The 23,322-nt window shown below is 42.0% G+C and carries 20 protein-coding genes; 10 read left to right on the forward strand and 10 right to left on the reverse strand.

Translation table 11 applies throughout. The features are described 5' to 3' along the window. Window positions 1-11 precede the first annotated feature (11 nt). A complete protein-coding gene (locus NSTC745_RS07735; protein ID WP_445636628.1) occupies window positions 12-2,255 on the reverse strand; it encodes a cation:proton antiporter domain-containing protein in 2,244 nt (747 codons plus the stop codon). 271 nt (window positions 2,256-2,526) lie between these two features. Between NSTC745_RS07735 and NSTC745_RS07740 the strand changes: the two genes are divergently transcribed. Next, a complete protein-coding gene (locus tag NSTC745_RS07740) occupies window positions 2,527-3,300 on the forward strand; it encodes a class I SAM-dependent methyltransferase (RefSeq protein ID WP_445636629.1) in 774 nt (257 codons plus the stop codon). A 50-nt stretch (window positions 3,301-3,350) separates the two neighbouring features. Then, window positions 3,351-4,031 (forward strand): Uma2 family endonuclease, encoded by a 681-nt coding sequence (locus tag NSTC745_RS07745; RefSeq protein WP_445636630.1) that lies wholly within the window; start codon window positions 3,351-3,353, stop codon window positions 4,029-4,031. 123 nt (window positions 4,032-4,154) lie between these two features. On the opposite strand, the gene NSTC745_RS07750 is transcribed toward NSTC745_RS07745, so the two are convergent. Next, window positions 4,155-4,451, reverse strand: coding sequence for a hypothetical protein (locus NSTC745_RS07750; protein ID WP_445636631.1), 297 nt, complete (start codon window positions 4,449-4,451; stop codon window positions 4,155-4,157). 28 nt (window positions 4,452-4,479) lie between these two features. Next, on the reverse strand, window positions 4,480-4,947 hold the full coding sequence (locus NSTC745_RS07755; protein WP_445636632.1) for a VOC family protein: 468 nt from the start codon (window positions 4,945-4,947) through the stop codon (window positions 4,480-4,482). 194 nt (window positions 4,948-5,141) lie between these two features. Between NSTC745_RS07755 and NSTC745_RS07760 the strand changes: the two genes are divergently transcribed. Then, window positions 5,142-5,600 carry a DUF4385 domain-containing protein gene (locus NSTC745_RS07760; RefSeq protein WP_445636633.1) on the forward strand — a complete coding sequence of 153 codons (459 nt, stop codon included), beginning with the start codon at window positions 5,142-5,144 and terminating at the stop codon, window positions 5,598-5,600. Window positions 5,601-5,747: 147 nt separating this feature from the next. On the opposite strand, the gene NSTC745_RS07765 is transcribed toward NSTC745_RS07760, so the two are convergent. Then, window positions 5,748-6,998, reverse strand: a complete 1,251-nt coding sequence (locus NSTC745_RS07765; RefSeq protein ID WP_445636634.1) for a damage-control phosphatase ARMT1 family protein — start codon at window positions 6,996-6,998, stop codon at window positions 5,748-5,750. Between the two features lie 104 nt (window positions 6,999-7,102). Between NSTC745_RS07765 and NSTC745_RS07770 the strand changes: the two genes are divergently transcribed. From NSTC745_RS07770 to NSTC745_RS07780, 3 genes are all read left to right on the forward strand, one after another. Further along, a complete protein-coding gene (locus NSTC745_RS07770) occupies window positions 7,103-8,452 on the forward strand; it encodes a glutamine synthetase family protein (RefSeq protein ID WP_445636635.1) in 1,350 nt (449 codons plus the stop codon). A gap of 92 nt (window positions 8,453-8,544) precedes the next feature. Then, window positions 8,545-11,118, forward strand: coding sequence for a GAF domain-containing protein (locus NSTC745_RS07775; RefSeq protein WP_445636636.1), 2,574 nt, complete (start codon window positions 8,545-8,547; stop codon window positions 11,116-11,118). A 242-nt stretch (window positions 11,119-11,360) separates the two neighbouring features. Beyond that, on the forward strand, window positions 11,361-12,473 hold the full coding sequence (locus tag NSTC745_RS07780) for an amidohydrolase family protein (protein WP_445636637.1): 1,113 nt from the start codon (window positions 11,361-11,363) through the stop codon (window positions 12,471-12,473). Window positions 12,474-12,483: 10 nt separating this feature from the next. Here the strand turns inward: NSTC745_RS07780 and NSTC745_RS07785 are convergent, their stop codons facing one another. Next, the gene (locus NSTC745_RS07785) at window positions 12,484-12,840 is read right to left on the reverse strand and encodes a hypothetical protein (protein ID WP_445636638.1); all 357 of its coding nucleotides are present in this window, start codon (window positions 12,838-12,840) and stop codon (window positions 12,484-12,486) included. A gap of 159 nt (window positions 12,841-12,999) precedes the next feature. After that, a complete protein-coding gene (locus NSTC745_RS07790; RefSeq protein WP_445636639.1) occupies window positions 13,000-13,170 on the reverse strand; it encodes a hypothetical protein in 171 nt (56 codons plus the stop codon). A gap of 664 nt (window positions 13,171-13,834) precedes the next feature. On the opposite strand from NSTC745_RS07790, the gene NSTC745_RS07795 reads away from it, so the two are divergent. After that, complete coding sequence (locus NSTC745_RS07795) at window positions 13,835-14,011, forward strand: hypothetical protein (protein WP_445636640.1); 177 nt, start codon at window positions 13,835-13,837, stop codon at window positions 14,009-14,011. A 162-nt stretch (window positions 14,012-14,173) separates the two neighbouring features. Here NSTC745_RS07795 and NSTC745_RS07800 read toward each other — a convergent pair whose 3' ends face one another. Then, entirely contained in the window at window positions 14,174-14,836 is a 663-nt protein-coding gene (locus NSTC745_RS07800) for a class I SAM-dependent methyltransferase (RefSeq protein WP_445636641.1), read from the reverse strand. Window positions 14,837-15,073: 237 nt separating this feature from the next. Between NSTC745_RS07800 and gloA the strand changes: the two genes are divergently transcribed. Together gloA and clpB are read left to right on the forward strand one after the other, a co-directional pair. Continuing rightward, window positions 15,074-15,508, forward strand: a complete 435-nt coding sequence (gloA, locus tag NSTC745_RS07805; protein ID WP_445636642.1) for a lactoylglutathione lyase — start codon at window positions 15,074-15,076, stop codon at window positions 15,506-15,508. Between the two features lie 485 nt (window positions 15,509-15,993). After that, window positions 15,994-18,636, forward strand: a complete 2,643-nt coding sequence (gene clpB / locus NSTC745_RS07810) for an ATP-dependent chaperone ClpB (RefSeq protein ID WP_445636643.1) — start codon at window positions 15,994-15,996, stop codon at window positions 18,634-18,636. Window positions 18,637-18,765: 129 nt separating this feature from the next. Here the strand turns inward: clpB and NSTC745_RS07815 are convergent, their stop codons facing one another. Continuing rightward, on the reverse strand, window positions 18,766-21,678 hold the full coding sequence (locus tag NSTC745_RS07815) for a leucine-rich repeat domain-containing protein (RefSeq protein ID WP_445636644.1): 2,913 nt from the start codon (window positions 21,676-21,678) through the stop codon (window positions 18,766-18,768). A 196-nt stretch (window positions 21,679-21,874) separates the two neighbouring features. After that, window positions 21,875-22,168 carry a hypothetical protein gene (locus tag NSTC745_RS07820; protein WP_445636645.1) on the reverse strand — a complete coding sequence of 98 codons (294 nt, stop codon included), beginning with the start codon at window positions 22,166-22,168 and terminating at the stop codon, window positions 21,875-21,877. 145 nt (window positions 22,169-22,313) lie between these two features. Between NSTC745_RS07820 and NSTC745_RS07825 the strand changes: the two genes are divergently transcribed. Then, window positions 22,314-22,517, forward strand: a complete 204-nt coding sequence (locus NSTC745_RS07825) for a hypothetical protein (RefSeq protein ID WP_445636646.1) — start codon at window positions 22,314-22,316, stop codon at window positions 22,515-22,517. Window positions 22,518-22,612: 95 nt separating this feature from the next. On the opposite strand, the gene NSTC745_RS07830 is transcribed toward NSTC745_RS07825, so the two are convergent. Then, window positions 22,613-23,242 (reverse strand): DUF4126 domain-containing protein, encoded by a 630-nt coding sequence (locus NSTC745_RS07830; protein ID WP_445636647.1) that lies wholly within the window; start codon window positions 23,240-23,242, stop codon window positions 22,613-22,615. Between the last annotated feature and the right edge of the window lie 80 nt (window positions 23,243-23,322).

Raw genomic sequence — 23,322 nt, forward strand, 5'->3', positions numbered from 1 at the left:
CAGTAAAAAGACTATGGTGCAGTAATGACAGCTACAGGGCAATGTGCTTTATTCAGAATTGCATCTACTCTGTGACCGAAGAAAACGCGACCCGTAACCATTCGGATATTGCTCCCTAGAATAATTAAGTCAACTTTCTTGGTTTGGGCAAACTTGAGGATTTCCCTTTCTGGGCTGCTTCCTTGAAGAACGCAGGTTTTGACATCAGCACCAAGATTGCGCCCAATGGCTGCTTGCCGTTCTAGCAGATCTTGAGCAATTTCCTTTACTGGAGCAAGCGATCGCTGTTCGTAAAGAATATACTCAACCTGTGGTAAGTTAATCACGTTGACGATCGTTACTAGTGCGCCAGTCTGAGCTGCGATCGTACTTGCTACTTCTACAGCATTTTTGCTGTATTCTGTCCCCACTGTTGGCACAAGAATGTTTTTTAGTTGTTGTTGGGCAATTTTGCATGTGTCACCTTTGGGTTGGGGCAGGTGTGACTTCACGACCATCGTTGCACAAGGCGCTTCTTGTACTACCCGGTCAACAAGCAAATTGAACAATGCTTTTTGAGGGCGTATCTGTTCTGAGGCTCCTAGTACAATTAAGTCATAGTTTTTGTTCGCTTCATTCAGAATAACCTCTGCTTTACTGCGCCCAGACTCGGTTTTTGTTTGCAGGGTGGTATCGGCAGGTAGCTGCATTTCCTCAGTGACAGAAGCAAGAGCTTGTTCGGCGGCAGTATCTTTAACTTGGGTTGCCGTTTTACGTGCTTTTTTTTGGGGCTGCTTGTCGCTCAGAGCGTATAAAGCTGTAACTTCTACTTGGTTTTGATGAGCCATGTAACCAACTAGCTGCGCTGCAAGTTGGATATTAGGCCCGCCGCTAGTGGGCACTAAAATCCGGTGTATCCGCTTGATAAAGCTACGGCTGGCTTGTTCTTCTTGTTCTAAACGTCGAGCTTCCTCTTCACCCATAACCACTTTCGACAAACACCAGCGCAAAAGAGGTGGAGCCATCAATGAGGTAACGATCGCCACCATGACTATAATTGAGTACATCTGTGGGTTGAGAACTCCCAAAGATAAACCAATTGTGGCAACGACAATTTCCATTGCCCCCCGCGCATTCATCCCGGAACCCATCGCTAAAGCTTCCCAATGGCTCAAGCCGCCTACACGAGAACCAAGATAAGCACCTGTAAATTTACCAATACAGGCGACAGCAAGCACAATCAAGCCAAATAACAAGGTCTGGGGAACTAACAAAGCTAGCAAGTTAACTTTCAAACCGGCGGCTGCAAAGAAAATCGGCGCTAAAAAACTGGCAGTGAATACTTCTAGCATGTGTCCGGCTTCATTGCTAAAGCGGCGGGACTGACCTGCGAGAATTCCCAGCACGAAAGCACCTAAAGCTGCTTCCAAACCTAATGCATGAGTAAGTGCTGCTGCTGAGAGTGAAAGAATCAACACAACCGACATACTAGCAGCAATGCCACCAACGTAGTCATCAACCCAGCGCAAAATCTGGTCTACTATGGTACGCCCAATTGTAAAGGCAATTGCTAGAAACAAAACCGCTGCACTCACCGAGTGGAAAATTGTTGCAAAGTCAAATTTGCCGCTGCTAGCTAAACCTGAAACCACAGAAAGTAAAATCCAGCCAATGGTGTCGTCGGTCATGCCGGCTGCTAAGGTAACTTGACCAATGTCACGGCGAATCAGGTTCAAGTCCATCAACACTTTAGCAATGACTGGTACTGCTGAAATACTCATTGCTGTGGCGATAAACAGAGTAAATACCAGTCGCTTTTCTGGGTCGGCTAAAAAACTATCTGGCAATAGCCAGCCTAGTCCAAATCCGGTGATAAATGGGACAATAATTCCACCTAATGAAATCAACAGAGCCGTTTTACCCTTACGCAGAATTAGTTTTAGATCGGTTTCCAAGCCAGTCACAATTAGTAAAAATAACACCCCTAACCAAGAAATTACTGAAAGTAGATCGGACTGTTCTTGGCTTTTGGGAAAGATATGCGCCTGTAAGTCTGGAAGAAGCAAACCAAATAAAGAAGGGCCAAGCAGCACACCTGCCAGTAATTCTCCAACAACAGGAGGTTGGTTAATCCGGCGCATGAACTCACCTAATCCCCGCGCTACTAAAAGCAACAGCGACAGTTGTACCAGTACCAAAAGCAGTTCGTGATGGCCGAGAGGTTTAATTAGACTAGCACCTGCTCCTTTCTGTGCAGCTAGTACGGGCAGTAACATTAGGGATAGGTTTTCCATATCAGCGTCTAAAGGTGGGATAACGAATTTTGAAAGAGCCGTTTTTAGTAAATAATGTTAGTGTTTACTTCCACATCGCTCTAGAAGATTAATTTGTGATTCTTAAAGGCATGATTACGATCGGCGAGCGCTCGATGCATGGTTACAGTTGTAGGTAAATTTTCAGCTAATACAAGAATTTGGCGATCGATAAGTGACACAATTCATTTCAAAAACTGACAACCTATCAATGAAGCGATTAACTACACTTAATATGAGTCATAATTCCAAATCTAATTTTTTACCTTTTATACTCATTTTTGTAGTGATATTGGGGTGCTTACTACTGAATCCAATTGCCATAGCAAAAGCAGATTCCCCTTCTACAACATACGAACAACGTGTAATTCATAGTCCAGATGGTATTGGCAAATATTACATGGGGCGAGAAATTGCGAAAGTTATGGGATACACTGGCGCTGGTTGGCTAGAACGAGCGAGCCGAGAACAACAGGAACAACCAAGTAAAATAGTCAGCGTCTTGAATCTGAAACCAGATGATATTGTAGCAGATATTGGTGCTGGTACTGGTTATTTAAGCTTTCGTATTGCACCGTTATTAACAACAGGCAAAGTATTGGCTGTAGATGTTCAGCCAGAAATGTTGGAGATTATTGAGTTGTTTAAACAAGAGAAAAATATTACTAATGTTGAACCTGTTTTAGCAACTCTTACTGACCCAAATTTACCATTTGAAAGTGTTGATTTAGCGTTGATGGTAGATGCATATCACGAACTGGAATATCCCCAAGAAGTGATGCAAAAAATTGTCAAAGCACTGAAACCGGGAGGTAGGGTGGTGCTAGTTGAGTATCGTGGCGAAAATCCTTTTATTACGATCAAACGTCTGCACAAAATGACTCAAAAACAAGTCCGTAAAGAAATGCAAGCTGTTGGTTTAGTTTGGCGAGAAACTAAAAATTTGTTACCTCAACAGCATTTAATCATATTTGAGAAACCTGATTCTAGCAAATCTTTGACAAGATAAATATGCAGCAATTCATAATAAAATAATATCCATTGCTAGAGCCAAAAATTATGGTAGACTTAGCACTCAAGCAGAGAATTCCTTTTTTAGAAAATGGCGATCGCCTCACTCGCTACGAATTTGAGCGACGCTATCAAGCAATGTCCCGCCATCAAAAGGCAGAATTAATTGAAGGAGTTGTATACTTGGCATCACCATTACGTTTTGAAAGTCATGCTGAACCACATAGTCATACAATCACTTGGTTAGGAGTTTATGCAGCATCAACCCCTAGTGTGAAATTGGGAATTGAGCCAACTGTCCGTTTAGATGCAAATAATGAACCTCAGCCAGATGGGGTTTTATTAATCACACCGACAGCTAAAGGACAATCTCGTTTGGGCGATGATGATTATATAGAAGGTGCGCCTGAACTTGTAGTCGAGATAGCAGCTAGTAGTGTTGCTATTGATTTACATGACAAGAAAAAAGCTTATTGTCGCAATGGGGTTAAAGAATATATTGTTTGGCAAATATTTGAAAATAAATTAGATTGGTTTCGGCTGCAAGAAGGAGAATATGTGTCCTTAGAAGTGGGTGGAAATGGAGTCATTAAAAGTCAAGTATTTCCTGGTTTGTGGTTGTCAATATCTGATTTACTTGTGGGGAATATGCAGCAAGTTTTGGCTGTGTTGCAGTTGGGGTTAAATTCGCCAGAACATCAACTATTTGTACAGGAGTTGTCTAGTTAAAATTTAGGAGTCAGAATAGTTCAGGTATTTGGTATTAGTTGACCTCTTGCGTAAATATTTTTTTCACGCAGAGGCGCAGAGGCGCAGAGAAGAGAACGCAGAAGGAAGGCTTTTGTAAGAAGTCTAGTCTATGTTTTGAGGAATGAGAGTGGCGGTTTTGGCTGTACTGTCCCAAACTATCCAGTTAATAGAATTATCTAAATTATCGGGACTATTGGAGACTTTAAAATAGAGCTTTTCTATGCCTTTTGTTTCTATGGCAAAGTCGGCATTTTGGGCGTAAACAACTTTAAAGCCTTTATCTCGCAAACAATACATCGCCCAGGCTTTTAATGATTGTTTGTATGGTTCGTGTGGTATTGGCGGTTTGGTAATTGTGTCTTCAATTACTTTAAATATTTGCGTGAGGTTGGCGGGCATAAGAGACAGTTTTGCTATTATTCCTAAGTTAACTAGCTTCTGGATCGCAACGAATTTCAATCATAAAGCCATCTGGGTCGTAGAAGTACACACCTCTACCAGTGGGACGAGTGACTGGGCCGTGAGCGATCGCTATTTTATTTTCTCTGATTACTGTCACCGCGCGATCGAATAACTCCGGATCGATATCAAAAGCTAGATGGTATGCTCTAGTGAATGTCTTTTCTGGATTGGGATCTGGTGGTGACAACTCTGGTTCCCCAAATAAATCTAGTATCGTACCATCTGGGGTGATGAAATTGGCTACTTTTCCAGATGTGACGAGTTCCACCAAGGTTGCGGGTACTTCGTCGCCTATAAGTTCGTGCAAACCCAGGATAGTCCCATAAAAATGTCGGGAAGCTTGCATATCTTTGACGTTCAGCGCAATATGATGCACTCTACGCAAATTCCCTGGAGCAAGGACGCTATTTGCAGATTGGATGTTAGATAGCATATTAAACAAAATTTACGTACACAGATAGAAGTCGAACTTTTTTCTTAAAGTTTACTCTTTTTAATAAGAATCTATCAATAAAATAGTCAGCATTTACAAGAGATTTTGTCCGACTAATGTATAAATACAAGGTTTTAATATATACCCTCATTTGTTCTGACACCTGAATTCTGAATTATGAATTCTGTTTTACCATGCCTTTTGATTATTCTTTAGACTTTCCAAATATTGATTTTCGGCAACATCCCGAACTTTATCGCGTTGGTAAGGGCGAGCAAGGTGTACTTTTGGTAGAACCATACAAATCAGAAATTCTTCCTTACTGGCGATTCAAAACTCCTGAAATTGCTAAAAAATCAAGCGAAAAAATCTACGAGATGTTTCTTGCTTATCTCGAACAAGATGATTTTGTGGGAGCAGATATGGCAAGAAAATTTATTCAAATGGGTTATACTCGCTCTCGCCGTTATGCAAATCATAAAAGCGGTAGAAAATACAAAAAGGATTCGCCAAAAGAGATTTTACCCTATGAAGTAGACCCGATAAAAGCTGAATCAGCAGCAATATTTAAAACCAAATGGATACAAGCAAAAACAAATGAGAAATACCTCCAGCTTATGGCTACACATAAACAGAGGTATGAAGTAAATTAGCTTCGGTGTGATTATGAAATCTCTATTTTTGGCATCGCTGAATTTGAATATGAAATTCAAAAATTAACTATTCTCAACTCTTACTCTCTGCGACTTTGCGTCTCTGCGTGAGTTAAATTCAACTCACCAACGCCCTATTTTTATTGCCTAAGCTACTAACTGAACTACACCCCATTGTCCATTTGTCAACCAAGAAGAATCAGATTTTGCTACTTGCTCGATAACTTCTGATTTTAAACCTGCTGCTACTTCTGATTTTAGGGTACGTAGAGCCACCATTGGCACTGGTAGGTAACTGACTATATCTGCAATATTAGTAGTGAAATCCCAATGGCGATCGCCTAATAATCTACGATAGTTTGCATCACCTTTAATTATAATCAAATTGGCTTTAGCTAACTCATTTTTCAGTGATTCAGGTATTTCCCAAAAGGCTAAAGGTGATGTCCAAAAATAATCTTCAGCTAGAATTAAACGCCCTGCTGCTATATTTTGTTGCAATCTTTGGGCAAAGGATATCACTTGTTGATGGCTAGTAGCGGCTAAAAATTTTATTGTTGAATGTACATCCTTAATCGTGGCATCAGATACAAAAGTTGGATGTGGCTTTAAGTGTAGATAAACTCGATTAATCACGCCGCTATTTAAGAGAAAATCTACCAAGCATAAATCGCACACTAGTTCAAAACCAGCATTATCGACAACAAAATCAATTCGCCCTCCCTGAGAATTAGTTAACAATTTTGCAACTTGAGGAGCATCATCTACTAAGATGTGAGCTAGTTGGCTTTGAATGTCAAAACGACTGCGGTCATCCTCGAATGCTGACCATAAACTCAAATCAACTCGATTTCCCCATAAAGCAAAATGTAAAAGTGCGATCAAAGCTGTTTGCTTTGATTCTTCATCTGGTTGTGAATTTTCCAACCAATTATTTACTTGAGTACACAATAAAAGACTTGAATCAAGAGATGCTTCCAAACCTTGAGATTTTTGCAATCCAAAGGGATCTACACCTTGCCATTCACCAAGACGAAAATAATTGGTAATATCCAGAATTAACCGATAGAAATAAGTTTCGGCAAAAAACCAAGGAACATCTACCCAACGCTGATTTTTGTAAGATTCTAAATATTTATTCCAAGCAGAAAAATCTATACCTGTATCATTTCCCAGAGGTCGCACGTATCCCGTTGGCAATTCTGTAGCTAGATTTTCCAAACTGCTATTAATCTCTGATGAGAAGTTATTTTCTACAATAACTCGGCGGGCGATCGCAGGCATTCGCACAGTAACTGTAAACTCAGTAAAAGAACCAATTTCTGACCCTACAAGCGGTGGCGGTACGGGTAATCTGGGTATGTGGGATGTATTCACCACAAACTTTTTTGCCCTCATATTTTTTAGTTATTTTAACTTGAGTCGGAAATTGAAACTAAAAATTTGTCAAATCAACTCAAAAACACGATAATTTTCACCAAGTCCTCGCGTTCTCTGCAAAAATGGCAGCAAATAAAGCGTTTAAGAAAGTCAAAAAATCTCTTCAGGAAGCTGGAATCAAGTTTGTCCGTATTCTTTGGTGCGATAACGCCAACATCATTCGCGCTAAAGCCGTTCATGTAGGAACTTTATCTGAGTACTTTGACTATGGCGTTGGCATTTCCGCAGGACAGCAGGGAGTACCTGTAATGTACGATGCTGTGATTCCCGAAACTGGTTTAACTCCAGTAGGCGAAATCCGGTTAGTACCAGATTGGTTTAGCTTCACTCCTTTACCCTACGCTCGCGGTCATGCTCGTGTTATGGGAAATATGGTACTTGATGGCAGTCCTTGGGCGTTGTGTCCGCGTAATTTCTTAATCAGGATGATTGAAGCGGCTAGACGCGAGGGATTGGAAATTCGCGCTGCATTTGAAAATGAATTTTACCTGTTACAGCAAACATCACAAGGAATTGTACCCGCAGATTCTAGTGTTTTTGCTTCTACCCAAGCAATGGATAGAAATCGCGAAGTAATTGATGAAATTAGCCAAGCACTCATTGACCAAGGCATTCCTGTAGAGCAGTATTATCCAGAATCCGGCCCCGGTCAACACGAAATCTCTATGCGGTATACTGATGCTTTACGGGCAGCAGACTGGCAGATTACTTTTAGAGAAACTGTTAGAGCGATCGCTCATCAACACAACCTCACAGCCTCTTTTTTACCGAAAATTTTTGCTGATGCAGCTGGTAGCGGTTGCCACATCCATCTTAGTCTTTGGCGTAACGGTCAAAATCTCTTACCAGACCCCCAAGGTGTCTGCGGGGTTTCCCAAATAGGTGAAGCATTTATCGCCGGCATACTAGATCGTTTGCCTGCACTGATGGCTTTGACTACCCCAAGTACTAATTCTTACCGCCGCATCCGTCCGCACTGTTGGAGTGGTGCTTTTCGTTGTTGGGGACTAGACAACCGTGAAGCCACTGTGAGAGTCCCAAGCAATCCTGCATTCAATGGTTCCACCCATTTCGAGTTAAAAACCGTTGACGCATCAGCCAATCCTTACCTCGCTTTAGGTGCTGTAATTGCAGCCGGACTCGACGGCGTGCAACGAACCCTCAAACCAGGCAATCCCGTTACACAAGACCCCGGACATTTGCCAATTGAAGAACGTCAAGCCAATGGTATTGACCTTTTACCACAAAACTTAGGGGAAGCTTTAGAATACTTAAAGCGAGATAATGTGCTTTTAAGCGCTTTAACCCCATACTTGTCACGAGCCTTTTTAGCAGTGCGTCAAAGTGAGTGGGAAGCGATGAAAGATTGGGAATTGCAAGCAGAAGTCAAACTTTTATTAGAGAAATACTAAACTTGTAGTGGTTTTCACAGGAATTTTTAGGTAATGATAATAAGAGGTTATTTACTTGATCTGCTAAATTGCGACCCATCCAGGTTTCATTTATGAATAAGTCTTTTTCTCAAAACCAAGCAAGACGAAATCGTCAACAAAACCTGTGGCAACAAAAATGGAGTTTAAAGACTAAAGCAATAATTTGGGCACTCAGCATCAGTGTCCTACCTGTGGTTGCAATTGGAACAGCTACTTACTACTATGGCATTGATGTAATTAGCAAAAAAATCCCGCAAGTCAGACAAGAGAGTGGGAAAAGTTCAAGAGAAATTGAACTAGATTTAGAAAAACAACTATCACTTTTGTTAACTGGTGCGGGTGTAGCAGCAGTTTTGGCAGGTGCGATCGCAACTTCTGTAGTTAATCGAACTATTACTCGAATCAAAAACGTTGCTGAAACTACTAATAGCATCAAAAATAATTTGCGTCCAGACAGCGAGTTTACTCAAGTTTACATCGCCAATCAAGATGAATTAGTGATGTTAGAGAGAAACATCAACTTATTCACAGAGTTGCTTTCAGTTTTGCGACAAGAGAAAGAAGCCGAAACTGACTACTCCCAACTATCGACAAAAATTACCCGCTGGGTTCGAGAATCATTCAACGAGGAAGATGTTCTTAAAACTACCTCAGAGGAAATTCGTAGAGCTTTAAGCCTCGATCGCGTAACCATTTTTTCCTTCAATTCCAACTCTAATGGAAGCTTTATCGCAGAATCAGTAGCACCAGGTTTACCAAAAATATTGGGGGTTACAGTCTCCGATGCTGGGTTCGAGACAACCTACATAGAAAAATACCAGAATGGTGCTATTCGCGCCATTGATAATATTTATAAATCCGATCTTACAGATGTTGATATTGAGTTGCTGGAGCAATTTGCTGTCAAATCTAGTTTAGTAGCACCTATTCTCAAAGATAAACAGCTATTTGGTTTATTAATTGCACATCAGTGTTCGAGAATTCGCTTTTGGCAGCAATCTGAGATTGATTTGTTCGCTCAAATAGGTATGCAAGTCGGATTTGCCCTTGACTATGCCACAGTTCTAGAACAGGTAGATACCAAAGCCAATAGAGCTGAGCTATTTATAGAAATTACCCGCTCAATTCGCCAATCGCTCAACGAAGAAGATGTCCTCAAAACCACCGTAGAAGAAGTCCGCAAAGTACTTGGCTGCGATCGCGTGCTAGTTTATACCTTTAATGCTGATTGGTCTGGAATTATAATTGCCGAATCAGTGGTTCCAGGTTATCCAAAAGTTTTGCGTTCTGAAATTGAAGACCCATGTTTTGGTAACGGTTACGTACAAAAGTATCAGTCTGGGCGCGTTCAAGCCACAAACAACATTTACCAAGCAGGTTTGACCGATTGTCACATCAACCTGCTAGAAACCTTTGCAGTGAAAGCAAATTTAGTCGCACCCATTATCAAAGATGAGCAGCTATTTGGCTTATTAATTGCACATCAATGCTCCAGATCTCGTAATTGGCAACAGCCTGAGATTGATTTATTTTCCCAAATAGCCATGCAAGTGGGGTTTGCTCTCGACCACGCTAGACTGTTGCAACGAATCGAGGCTGAAGGCGTGCAAAGTCAGTTGCTTGCGGATATTATCCGCAGCATTCGCCAATCACTTAACGAAGAGGATGTCCTCAAAACCACCGTAGAAGAAGTTCGTAAACTACTTAGCGCCGACCGAGTACTGATTTATAGCTTTAATAGTAATTGGTCTGGAACCGTAATTGCCGAATCAGTTGTTCTCACCTACCCAAAAATTTTACGAGCAGAAATCCAAGACTTATCTTTTGGTGAAGCCTATGTAGAAGACTATCAATCCGGTCGCGTTCTAGCCATAAATAACATTTATGAACTCGGTTTAGATGATTCTGACATTAGCCTGCTGGAATCCTTTGGTGTGAAAGCAAATTTAGTTGCACCCATTATCAAAGACGAGCAGCTATTCGGCTTATTAATTGCACATCAGTGTTCTAGACCCCGTAATTGGCAACAGTCTGAAATTGATTTATTTGCTCAAATAGCCATCCAAGTCGGATTTGCTCTTGACCATGCTAGGCTGCTGCAACGAATCAACGCTGAAAGTACGCGAAGCCAGTTACTGATGGATATTACCCGCAGCATTCGCCAATCGCTCAAAGAAGAGGATATCCTCAAAACCACTGTGGAAGAGGTTCGCAAAGCACTTAATATTGACAGAGTGTTAATTTATAGCTTTTATGCCGATTACTTCGGAATTATAATTGCTGAATCAGTGGTTCCGGGTTATCCCAAAGTTTTGCGGTCTAAAATCCATGACCCCTGTTTCACTCAAACCTATGTGGAAAAGTACCAATCTGGTCAAGTTGTAGCAATAAACAACATTTATCAAGCAGGTTTGGCTGAGTGTCACATTAATCTGTTGGAATCCTTTAGCGTGAAAGCAAATTTAGTCGCACCCATTATCAAAGATGAGCAGCTATTTGGCTTGTTAATTGGACATCAGTGTTCTGCACCCCGCGACTGGCAACAGCCTGAGATTGATTTATTTGCTCAGATAGCCATGCAAGTAGGATTTACTCTCGATCATGCTAGGCTCCTAGAAGCGTATCAAATTGCTGAAACTAACTAAGCGTCGCTTGAGTCCAATTAAAAATATTAAATATGAAAAATTCAAATCCATTTTTCATTTTTAATTCTTAAAACGCCTCTAAATTTATTTATGGGTATGTTAACTTTTCATTTGAATTCTTTATTAGTTTTACCTCCTGCCTCCTGCCTCCTGCGCCTCCTGCCTCCTACCTGGTCACTGAGCGTAGTCGTTCGCGCAGCGTCTCGTAGAGAAGTGCTGCCTCCTGCCTTCTGCCTATATCAATGAATCTTGCTGACATTCCCCTAATCGATCAACACGCGCACAACTTGTTACGACCTGAAGTAGCTGCCCGTTATCCTTATGCTGCTGCTTTTACGGAAGGTTATGATTCAGAGATTATTAATTATCATGCCCGCGAAACTTTCTTTTATCGGCGCAGCTTGCGAGAGATTGCTATTTTATTAGAATGTGAAGCCCAGGAAGAAGCAATTTTGGCACGTCGGGAAAGCTTAGGACTAGAAAATTTAACACAATTATATTTCACCGCTGCCAACTTGCAAGCAATTTATTTAGATGATGGATTGCAGTCAGAAAATATTTTACCTATATCATGGCATGAAAGATTTATTTCAGTGCAAAGAATTTTACGTTTAGAAGTATTGGCAGAACAGCTAATTCCTCAAATAGAAGATTTTGATACTTTTCTTGAAACATTTAACAGCCAACTTGACCCACCACCAAATGGAGTTGTAGCTTTTAAAAGCATTGTTTGTTACCGCACTGGTTTAGAGATTCAACCTGTTGCTATGGATGTCGCTGCTACTAACTTTTATCGCATCAAACAACAGCCGCAAAATCAACCTCTGCGGCTTGTAAACAAACCGCTGATTGATTTTCTCTTACAACAAGCGTTATTAATTGCTGCTAAATATCGCCTACCAGTGCAATTGCATACTGGTTACGGCGATCCCGATCTAGATTTACGATTAGCGAATCCTTTGCATTTGCGATCGCTCTTAGAATCACCCCAATATCGCAATGCCCCCATTGTACTGCTACACGCTTCTTATCCTTATATGCGAGAAGCTGGATATCTTGCCTCTGTTTACCCCCAAATCTATTTAGATTTTGGGTTAGCAATACCATTTTTAAGTGTATCTGGAATGCGAGAGACTATACGCCAATTATTAGAATTAACTCCTACGAGTAAATTGATGTATTCCTCTGATGCACACTCAATTCCAGAGTTATATTATTTGGCAGCAAAATGGGGGCGTCAGCTGTTAGCAGAAGTGCTAGAACAAGCAATTCAAGATTCTGATATTACTGCAAGCGAAGCAGAGGCGATCGCATTTGCAATTTTACGTCAAAATGCCTTGGCTTTGTATGCATGAGCGATTAGACTTACTCGCGTTCATAGTCGTATATCGTATTAGCATTGCCCAATGATGATAGTTGTAACTCAACTGCGCTGAGGTAATATTTATCATTTATAGCTTCTGCTGGCAACCTTTTAGCTTTCACACCAGCTTCAACTACATCTTTTGCACTCACCTTTCCGATTTGGTATTCATATAACAAAGTCCCCATACTCGGAATACCCTGTCCTTCCAAATATCCTTGATAAGCCAGAAAGACAATATTGAAGGGTTGGAGATAACTGCCGTTATTATTATTAACTGTTTGAGCGCCAGCAATTCTAGGCATAAAAGTAATAGAGGCAATAATCAGGGCAGAATTTATTAAAGCTCTAAATTTCATAAATTTATCCTCGTCAAAAAGTTTTTTGTTTGCACGAAAGTATTGGCATGAATCCTAGATATCAGAATTCATAAATTAGAAGAAATTCTCGATATGGCTTCTATAGCTAGATAAAAAAGCAAAGAAGATGTCAGGCAATGATTTAGGCGATCGAACAGCTTACAAATTACCCAAACCCATCATGTAATATGCAATAAAAGCAGTATCAAAAGGTTTGAGGCAATTAACGTTTGCAGAATGTTTAGGCAAACTTTTAAAGCTGACACCTGTCTTGATTGGGGTTTTATCGTTGTTATTTTGGTTTGGCAAAGCTCTAGGAATTTTTAGCATCTCACAAACTCCTAATAAAAATATATTTAGACTTTATAGAACTGATACCATGAATTCAGAATTAAAAAGCCAAGACGCTTCTTTAAGGCGTTATGATTCACAACCAGAACAGCTTCCGATCTAGTTTTCACACCTAGAGCCTGTTCTCGACACTTCTTGAAGCCTGCTGTATTTGTAATTATGATATTTTTCAGCTTTTTTGTGTGAATCAATAGCTAAAATTTTACTTGCTTTTAGCTAATTAGATTTCCATAAAAATATATTAGAAAATTTTTAAAACAAAAACAAATATTTTTAGTTTTTAAATTAATAAATAAAATTGATTAAATTAAATAATGACATCGAACAATCGCAATTAACCTCGTTAACATCAGCTTCAGTTAAAGACTTATCATTCAGACTGAAGCACGAAAGCGGGGAGTTGTGATTAGCGAGTAATTATTTAAACTTGATGTCGCTGTTGAGTTGATATGAAATTAGTTCTTTTGTAAGCCATCGTCAACCTGAAAAAAATCTGCTTAAAGGATTATTTTTTTAGAGGAAGAACAAAGTATTGGCTGAGTTACATTGCAATTTATTAAACGAATTATCTAACTTTTGTAGGAGGGGTAATTTTGAGAAGATTTCATAATTAAGTAGCTATACTCTATACGGAGGCGAGTATATGAATCGTCTAGCATCGATCGCTTCACTTGGATTCTTGTCTACCGCACCTGTTGTAGCGCTAAGTTGCGATTTTTTTAGCTGCTCAACAAATCCCTACTCCTACTCAGACGCCGATACCAACACCAACTACTCCAGCGCCGAGGCCGACTCCTTAATTGCTTTTCGATTCAAATAAAACCAGTAAGCTATTCAGTTCTTAAGTTGTACAGTCGCTGATGAAGTTTGTTGACCGATGACGGTTAACTGTCAACCGTCAACAATTAACAGCCAAGACGAGAAAATATACAATTTCAACGTTTCTATTTCTAATTCTCAAATCGAGAATTCTTCAAAAACATTACTTTTTGAGCGCTAGAGTCAATCCATCTCCGATCGCAATGACACTGAGGCTAACTCGCTCATCTTGATGCAACTTTTGATTAAAAGCACGAATTCTTTTAGTTCTGTTATCCTGCACATCGGGGTTAGCAACTTTGCCTGACCACAGGACATTATCAATCGCAATCAATCCCCCCGGACGTACTAATTGCAGCGATCGCTCATAATAGCCATCATAGTTGCTTTTATCTGCATCGATGAAAGCAAAGTCAAAAGTTTCTGCTTCTCCTGTTGCCAATAGCCAATCTAAAGTATGCAAAGCTGGAGCGATATGCAGCTGAATTTTATTTGCTACTCCTGCTTGCTGCCAATAACGCCGAGCGATCGCTGTAAATTCTTCACTAATCTCACAGGCTACTATCTTACCGTCCTTAGGTAACGCCAATGCCACCACTAGAGCACTATAGCCCGTAAAAACACCAATTTCTAAAGTTTTCTTTGCTCCCAACAACTGCACCAGCAATGCGAGAAACTGGCCTTGTTCGGGAGCAATCTGCATTCTACCTACTGGATACTGGGCTGTTTCTTGCCTCAATTGAGTTAAAATTTTCGGTTCTCGAAGAGAAATTGACAGTAAATAGTCATATAAATTTTGTTCGAGTCCTAGTGTTTGAGTTGTCATGATATTGGGGCATTGGGCAGAAGAGGCGGAGGGGCAGAGGGGCGGAGGAGCAGAGGAGAAAGAATTTGTACAACAACTCTCCCCTGCTCCCCTGCTCCCCACCTCCCCATCTCCTCACTCGACAAGTAATATTTATTGGTAATCTTTTTGCCAATCATACACTTTCAATGGATGGGCTTTGTTAGCAAGTTCTGTAAAATGTTGGCAGAAAGCAATATTCCACAGAGCAAGGTCAATATGCGATTACTACATACAATGTTGCGGGTGGGTAACCTTGAAGAGTCGTTAAAATTTTATTGTGAAATTCTGGGTATGAAATTACTGCGACGAAAAGATTATCCAGGAGGAGAATTTACCCTAGCTTTTGTGGGCTATGGTGATGAAAGCGATAATACAGTCATTGAATTAACTTACAACTGGGGAGTAGAAAAATACGAATTGGGTAATGCTTACGGTCATATTGCTCTTGGAGTTGATGATATTTACACCAAGTGTGAAGAAATCCGCAATCAAGGCGCTAAAATAGTGCGAGAACCAGGGCCAATGAAAAATGGTTCAACAGTTATCGCTTTTGTAGAAGATCCCGATGGGTATAAAATTGAATTAATTCAACTGGGTACTCAAGGTTCTGCCATCAAACAGGAATCACAAGAGCAACTTGTAAGCCAGTAATTCCCACAGTAATAATCTATAGCAATCCTAAATCAGTCGTGAAAAGTTAGATCCTCGACTTCTTACCAGAAGTCGGGGATCTGGACACCGAGAATTTTCACAAATCAGATAGGATTGCTATATATACTGTCATTGATGGGCAACATTAACAGCTTAGGCTTAGTCCTTTGTAGACATCGCTCCAATAGCACCATCTAGCAAACCACGCTCATAGCCATGTTTTCGTTTTAAATTAGGGAATAGGTGGAGACTGGGGCATAGTGATTGGGGACTAGGGACTGGGGAATAGAAAATAAATATTTGAAGAATACTTTCTCAGTAGCCAATACCTAATGCCCCATGCCCAATACTTCTCTGCGAGAGGCTGCGCCAACGACTTACCTCGACTTACCTCGACTTCGCTCGGCACAAGTCGCTCGGCACAAGTCGCTCAGTACAAGTACCCCATGCCCTAAACTAAAAATCTCAAATCGAAAATTTTAAAGATGCAACCTACAGATCCTAATAAATTTACAGATAAAGCCTGGGAAGGGATTGTTAAATCTCAGGATATAGTTCGTGCTTATCAACAACAGCAACTAGATGTTGAACATTTAATAATTGCCCTTCTAGAAGAACCCACTAGTCTAGCAATACGTATTCTGGCTCGATCTGAAGTCGATCCAATTCGCTTGCAGCAACAATTAGAAGCCTTTACCCAACGTCAGCCAAAAGTTGGTAAAAGCGATCAGCTTTACCTTGGTCGCGGTTTAGATGTTTTACTAGACCAAGCCGAGGAAATTAGAGTCAAGATGAAAGATTCCTACATTTCTGTGGAACACATCCTGCTGGCTTTTGCTGACGATGAACGCGTTGGACGGCGGATACTCAAAGGCTTTAATGTGGATGCGGCAAAGTTAGAAACTGCAATCAAAAGTGTTCGCGGTAGCCAAAAAGTAACAGACCAAAACCCAGAATCCCGCTACGAAGCTTTACAAAAGTTTGGCAGGGACTTGACAGAACAGGCAAAATCTGGCAAGCTCGACCCGGTGATTGGGCGGGACGACGAAATTCGTCGGGTAATTCAAGTATTGTCTCGCCGCAGCAAAAATAATCCGGTGTTGATTGGGGAACCTGGAGTTGGTAAAACTGCGATCGCTGAAGCTTTAGCACAACGAATGGTCAACGGTGATGTTCCCGAATCCCTGAAAAATCGCCAGTTGATTTCTTTAGACATGGGTAGTTTGATTGCTGGGGCAAAATATCGGGGTGAATTTGAAGACCGCTTAAAATCCGTTCTCCGGGAAGTGATGGAATCAAACGGTCAAATCGTCCTATTTATTGACGAATTGCACACCGTAGTCGGTACAGGTTCCAATCAACAAGGGGCGATGGATGCGGGAAATTTACTCAAACCCATGCTGGCGCGGGGAGAATTGCGTTGCATTGGCGCGACTACCTTAGATGAGTTCCGCAAACACATTGAGAAAGACGCCGCCCTAGAACGCCGCTTTCAGCAAGTATTTGTCGATCAGCCAACCGTAGAAAATACGATTTCCATTCTTCGGGGGTTAAAAGAACGCTACGAAGTGCATCACAACGTCAAAATTTCTGATTCAGCGTTGGTAGCAGCAGCAACATTGTCGGCGCGTTATATTAGCGATCGCTTTTTACCAGATAAAGCCATTGACTTAGTAGATGAAGCCGCCGCACAGCTGAAAATGGAGATTACCTCCAAACCAGCTGAACTAGAAACCATTGACCGCCGCCTCATGCAGCTAGAAATGGAAAAGCTATCATTAGCTGGCGAAGAAAAAGGTATTCCCCAAACCAGAGAACGTTTGCAGCGAATTGAGGAAGAAATCACCAATTTAACTGAGAAGCAGCATATATTCAACGATCAATGGCAAGGTGAAAAGCAGTTATTAGAAGCGATAAGTGCTTTAAAGAAAGAAGAAGATGCGCTGCGAGTGCAAATTGAACAGGCCGAACGTGCTTATGACTTAAACAAAGCCGCTCAATTGAAGTATGGCAAATTGGAAGGAGTGCAACGCGATCGCGAAGCCAAAGAAGCGAAACTTTTAGAAATTCAAAGCCAAGGTTCCACCTTGTTGCGAGAACAAGTCACCGAAGCCGATATTGCTGAAATCGTCGCCAAGTGGACAGGAATCCCCGTTAATCGCCTCTTGGAATCGGAACGCCAAAAATTACTGCAACTAGAAAGTCACTTGCATCAACGAGTCATTGGCCAAGAAGAAGCAGTAGCAGCAGTAGCAGCCGCAATTCGCCGCGCCCGTGCGGGAATGAAAGACCCCTCGCGTCCCATTGGTTCATTTTTATTCATGGGGCCGACAGGTGTTGGTAAAACCGAACTCGCCCGTGCTTTAGCTCAGTTTCTCTTTGATTCTGACGATGCATTGATCCGCCTAGATATGTCCGAGTATATGGAAAAACACTCAGTTTCGCGGCTGGTGGGAGCGCCTCCGGGATACATTGGCTACGAAGAAGGCGGTCAACTTTCTGAGACAGTTCGCCGCCGTCCCTACTCAGTGGTGTTGCTGGACGAAGTAGAAAAAGCACACCCCGATGTGTTTAATATTTTATTGCAGGTACTAGATGACGGCAGAATTACTGATTCACAAGGGAGAACGGTAGATTTTCGCAACACCGTTATTGTCATGACCAGTAACATTGGTAGCGAACATATATTGGATGTCTCTGGTGATGATTCCCAGTATGAAACCATGCGGAAGCGGGTAATGGACAACTTGCGATCGCATTTTCGCCCCGAATTTCTCAACCGCATTGACGATCTAATTCTCTTCCATACCCTCAGCCGTTTGGAAATGCGGCATATTATCCGCATTCAACTCAAACGCGTAGAAAATCTCCTCCGCGATCAAAAAATCTTTTTTGAAATCTCCCCAGGTGCTTGTGATTACTTGGTAGAAGCAGGCTATGACCCAGTTTACGGTGCCCGCCCACTCAAACGCGCCATTCAGCGAGAAGTAGAAAACCCCCTTGCTACCAAGTTATTGGAAAATACCTTTATCTCTGGAGACACGATTTTCATTGACAGAAGTGAAAACGGCCTGTCTTTTAGTAAAAAAGTCCCTGTGAAAGTTTCAGTAACACAGATTGCTACCTAGCCCACACATGTAATGATGTAGAGACGTTGCATTGCAACGTCTCTACCCGTCCACGAATATCAAAGATTTATCAGCGAATATCAAAGGTTCATTGCCTTTTAATCCAAAATCCAAAATCCAAAATTGGTATTAGCTTTTATAATTTCCTGCGTGGTGTTCGCACAACCACAAATAATGTCCCTCTGGAGTCAAGACTTTTTTTAATCCACCCCAGTGCTGCTGGGGATCTTTTTCTTCTAATAATTGGCGCAAACTACGCAAAGCAGCACCATCAGCGCGTTCTGGATCTAAATCTTCACCCCTAGCAATTTTGCCTGCTAATTCTAAATCTTCAGATTCTTTGAGTTCAGGTAATTTTGCTGCTAGTTCTTTGGTGAATTCGAGATCGTTCTTAAATACTTTTTCATATTCTTGTTCGTTTACCAAACCTACAAATGGCCCTACTATGGGCGCAGCATATCTCAAGACGCGAAATAATCTACTAATATAAGGTGCTGTTACTCTGAGCCATTTGGCTGGTTCATTTATTTCATATAAACCGCCTTCTTGGGTGGGATGCCAACAGCCTGGTGCTTGGCAATAGAGTTGTAAATATAGCTTTTGCCCGACTAGATTTTTCTTCCAAGCTTTAGCATCATGGGGACGCAAGACAAATACATTGGGACAATGAGCATTAATGCTTGCTTGTTCACGGCGGAATATATTGGTAAATTCCCGTTGTATATGTTCCCGCATCTCTTTGAACTCGTCAAGAATTGCTTCTTGTCCGCCAACAACTGTTTTTTCTAACTGGTCGATACGTAACAGCACTCGATCCTGGGTGCGCCAATCCAAACCGAAAAGCAGAGTTGATACCGAGACAAATTCAAAACTCTCCTGGCATTGCATATCTGGAATTGTTTTAGCGATCGCTTTCTCTAAATTTGCATAATTGAACAGGTGAATACACTCTTGGCCATCATGACCGGGACAGGGAATAAAGCGTTGAATCTCCAATCCGGGAAACCTTGCCAGAGTTAGCTCAATGCCATCTTTGAGTAATGCAAAGAAATTCTGGGGGTATGCTCCTCGGACTGTTAATTGCAAATAGCGATCGCGAGAAAACGCTTGCACTAAAGCTAAATGTTTTTGCTCGGAATCAGCAAATAAAACACCATTACGCCAATGAATGCCAGTTGTGAAGCGGTGCTGACGCGCAATAAACCAAGTAGGAATACCCGCAGGAATGGTATCGAGTTGAAATTTCATCGAAATTTCTTTGCAGTTGTCTGTTTGTTTAATTTGCTGCCATTTCTGCTCGTAATTAGGCGCATCCAAGGGCAAACGTTCCACAACCAAACTAATATCCCGGTTTTCTAAAGTCCGGTAGGAAAGGTCAAAACGCTCCATCAGCCGTAGGAAGTGGTCGCGCATCCATCGCTCTAAATCGTGCCAAAGTCGATCCATTTCCTGACGAGTGAAAATGCCAAAGCGATCGCTTACGTCTTTGCTTTCCAACACTTTGCTGATATATTCAGTTACCCACTGAGGCTTGAGAATAACAGTATCGTTAAGTTCTTCATTGTCTTGGAAATAGAGAATTTCGCCTAATTCATGGAGCCATTGCGCCAGCACTTCTTTGCTGATGTCAGCAACATTGGAATCAGCCATGATGTCCCACAATTGCTGCGGTGTAATGTATTTGTTTGCCTCGCTGCGGATGGCATTGGCAGCATTTAGCCAGGTGGTAGGCCAGATTTCGCCCATTAAAGGTAACTTGGCGGCTGCTTCTGCAATTGCTTGCCGCAGTTCTTCAATGCCATCACCTTTTTTAGAACTAATTTTATAGTGTTCGACAATCTGGGGGTACTTGTCGCGTAACTCTTTGAGGGGAAGGTCAGCATCTCGCTCATCGATGTGGGTAGCAACGAGTAAAATCGGAGATTCCGGTGCTAAGGCTTTGATGGTATCTAGCCAGTAATAGAGTTTACTTTGCTCAAATCCCAGTCGGGCATTCCAGGCGAGTAAGAATAGTGAACGGTTGGTGAGGAAGAATTGATGGGTAGCGTGATAAATTTCTTGTCCCCCAAAGTCCCAGGTGTTTAACTCCATGCTTGTATCTGCTTGCGTGAGATGGGTTAATTCCAAGGATTTAATTTCAATGCCGTGGGTGGTAGATTCCTGGGCGTCGAACTCTTCACCGCGCAAAGCTCTTAATAAAGATGTCTTACCCACACCTCCTTCACCGACAACTAGCAACTTAGAAACCCACTGCCGTTGGCTACCCTCTAACCTTTCTCGTAGATAACTGAAAATCGCTTGTATTCCCTGCTCGACAATCTCAGGCGGTGGCGAGGTTAATGGATTGTTCTGGAGGTATAGCCTTGTCAGGCTGGAGAGTTGGCTGATTTCTGGCGGCAGGCTGCTGAGTTGATTGTTCTGGAGGTATAGCCTTGTCAGGCTGGAGAGTTGGCTGATTTCTGGCGGCAGGCTGCTGAGTTGATTGTTATCGAGGTATAGCGTTGTCAGGCTGGAGAGTTGGCTGATTTCTGGCGGCAGGCTGCTGAGTTGATTGTTATCGAGGTCTAGCCTTGTCAGGCTGGAGAGTTGGCAGATTTCTGGCGGCGGGCTGCTGAGTTGATTGTTAGAGAGGTATAGCGTTGTCAGGCTGGAGAGTTGGCTGATTTCTGGCGGCAGGCTGCTGAGTTGATTGTTAGAGAGGTATAGCGTTGTCAGGCTGGAGAGTTGGCAGATTTCTGGCGGCAGGCTACTGAGTTGATTGTTATGGAGGTATAGCGTTGTCAGGCTGGAGAGTTGGCAGATTTCTGGCGGCAGGCTGCTGAGTTGATTGTTATGGAGGTCTAGCCTTGTCAGGCTGGAGAGTTGGCTGATTTCTGGCGGCAGGCTGCTGAGTTGATTGTTAGAGAGGTATAGCCTTGTCAGGCTGGAGAGTTGGCTGATTTCTGGCGGCAGGCTGCTGAGTTGATTGTTAGAGAGGTCTAGCTGCGTTGCCTTTTCCTTAGCAGCTTGTTCAATAATTCGCAGCAGTTCTTCGTTTGTCACCTGCAAACCTCATCAACTCTGTAGCCATATTTACTCAAGTAGTATATCGTAACTAAGCATTACAGATTGGATGAGTGTGTTCATGCTCATGAAAACGGCTGTAATGTTCAAATTAGCAGGGTGCGTAGGCGTAGCCCGTCGTTCGCGTAGCGTCTCGTAGAGAAGACATCGTTGACTTCCTTAAAATCTTTATTCCTTAATGAAGGTCAAAGGCTCGTTCACGAGTATCAAAGACTCGTCGGCGAGTATTAAAGACTCGTTCACGAATATCAAAGACTCGTTCACGAGTATTAAACACTCGTCGGCGAGTATAAAAGACTCGTTCACGAGTATTAAACACTCGTCGGCGAGTATCAAAGACTCGTTCACGAGTATCAAAGACTCGTCGGCGAGTATCAAAGACTCGTTCACGAGTATCAAAGACTCGTCGGCGAGTATTAAAGACTCGTTCACGAATATCAAAAGGTGCGTTACGCTTTTGCGCTAACACACCCCACGACTAGGATCGCTTTATAATTGCCATGTCTACGATGGTCACTGAGCTTGCCGAAGTGCGGGTTACGCCTACGCACTACCAAGGCTACAGGCGATCGCCTTATGGCATACATTGAATATAGTTAGCGATCGGCAATTCCATGAATATTCGTCAAGAACTTCTAAGTCCGATTGAACAACTCAATGATGAGCAGTTATCAGCATTGCTAGATTTAGCTGTTTCTTTCAAGAATGCCGAAAAATGCGTTAATCCTGCTGTAGAATTTCAGGCTTATCAGGATTGGGTAAGCCCTGAAAATGATATTTACGACGAAGTATTTGCTGATGAACTTACAGCGCGGTGATGTTGTGTCGAGTCCTCATGCCTCGTGCCTGGTTGGTGAGCGAAGCGCCGCCCTGAGCCTGTCGAAGGGTCGAACCACTGCCCCCTGCCTCCTGCTTATCCCAATTCTCTTGATGGAGAAACGGTTTCAGTAGTTTGAGAAGATAGTTTATTGAAGAAGAAACTCCAGATTCTTTGAATAGCTACTATTAGAAAACCAATTACGATTATTCCTGCTACCGCTGGTAAAGCTAGCGCCAGCAAAGATAGTCCGATTGCAACGAGCAACTCAATAGTTGACACAACTGGATTGGTTAATCCACCAGAAACCCCTGTAGAACTTATCCGCAATATATTCGTTAATCCCTGAGTTAATCCTGCGGTTCCACCACCAGCAACTAAAGCTAACGTCCATTGCACCAGTGGATTCATCTCTGGAGCTACAGATGCTGTTACGATTGTCCCGGCGATAAATGCCGCAGGTGTAGCAACAATATCCAGCAGATGATCTAACCAAGGAATGTAATAACCGATAATTTCCAGCGAACAAGCGACTGCAAAAACAATTACAGCTTCAGGTGTTTCCACCCAATCAAAGTTACTTGGCAAATCTAAATGTCCAAAAACTGAAGCCACACTTAATGCTAGCAGTGGTACAAAGACTCTAAAGCCAGCCGCCGCGCTCAAACTAATCCCCAGTAATAATTCAATAAATGTATTGATATTAAACAAAGAATTTAAATCCATAGTTGAACTCAAGTTATACACCTGGTGTTTTTTCCATCTTTGAGCTGAACGGAGTGACAACTCTCAGTTACAATCCCAAG

The sequence above is a fragment of the Nostoc sp. DSM 114161 genome (assembly GCF_052692665.1).

What these genes read in the sequence shown, in the direction of transcription:
- NSTC745_RS07735 (WP_445636628.1), bottom strand. Translation starts at nt 2,255, where the DNA reads ATGTTACTGCCCGTACTAGCTGCACAGAAAGGAGCAGGTGCTAGTCTA.
- NSTC745_RS07740 (WP_445636629.1), top strand. Translation starts at nt 2,527, where the DNA reads ATGAGTCATAATTCCAAATCTAATTTTTTACCTTTTATACTCATTTTT.
- NSTC745_RS07745 (WP_445636630.1), top strand. Translation starts at nt 3,351, where the DNA reads ATGGTAGACTTAGCACTCAAGCAGAGAATTCCTTTTTTAGAAAATGGC.
- NSTC745_RS07750 (WP_445636631.1), bottom strand. Translation starts at nt 4,451, where the DNA reads ATGCCCGCCAACCTCACGCAAATATTTAAAGTAATTGAAGACACAATT.
- NSTC745_RS07755 (WP_445636632.1), bottom strand. Translation starts at nt 4,947, where the DNA reads ATGCTATCTAACATCCAATCTGCAAATAGCGTCCTTGCTCCAGGGAAT.
- NSTC745_RS07760 (WP_445636633.1), top strand. Translation starts at nt 5,142, where the DNA reads ATGCCTTTTGATTATTCTTTAGACTTTCCAAATATTGATTTTCGGCAA.
- NSTC745_RS07765 (WP_445636634.1), bottom strand. Translation starts at nt 6,998, where the DNA reads ATGAGGGCAAAAAAGTTTGTGGTGAATACATCCCACATACCCAGATTA.
- NSTC745_RS07770 (WP_445636635.1), top strand. Translation starts at nt 7,103, where the DNA reads ATGGCAGCAAATAAAGCGTTTAAGAAAGTCAAAAAATCTCTTCAGGAA.
- NSTC745_RS07775 (WP_445636636.1), top strand. Translation starts at nt 8,545, where the DNA reads ATGAATAAGTCTTTTTCTCAAAACCAAGCAAGACGAAATCGTCAACAA.
- NSTC745_RS07780 (WP_445636637.1), top strand. Translation starts at nt 11,361, where the DNA reads ATGAATCTTGCTGACATTCCCCTAATCGATCAACACGCGCACAACTTG.
- NSTC745_RS07785 (WP_445636638.1), bottom strand. Translation starts at nt 12,840, where the DNA reads ATGAAATTTAGAGCTTTAATAAATTCTGCCCTGATTATTGCCTCTATT.
- NSTC745_RS07790 (WP_445636639.1), bottom strand. Translation starts at nt 13,170, where the DNA reads ATGCTAAAAATTCCTAGAGCTTTGCCAAACCAAAATAACAACGATAAA.
- NSTC745_RS07795 (WP_445636640.1), top strand. Translation starts at nt 13,835, where the DNA reads ATGAATCGTCTAGCATCGATCGCTTCACTTGGATTCTTGTCTACCGCA.
- NSTC745_RS07800 (WP_445636641.1), bottom strand. Translation starts at nt 14,836, where the DNA reads ATGACAACTCAAACACTAGGACTCGAACAAAATTTATATGACTATTTA.
- gloA (WP_445636642.1), top strand. Translation starts at nt 15,074, where the DNA reads ATGCGATTACTACATACAATGTTGCGGGTGGGTAACCTTGAAGAGTCG.
- clpB (WP_445636643.1), top strand. Translation starts at nt 15,994, where the DNA reads ATGCAACCTACAGATCCTAATAAATTTACAGATAAAGCCTGGGAAGGG.
- NSTC745_RS07825 (WP_445636646.1), top strand. Translation starts at nt 22,314, where the DNA reads ATGAATATTCGTCAAGAACTTCTAAGTCCGATTGAACAACTCAATGAT.
- NSTC745_RS07830 (WP_445636647.1), bottom strand. Translation starts at nt 23,242, where the DNA reads ATGGATTTAAATTCTTTGTTTAATATCAATACATTTATTGAATTATTA.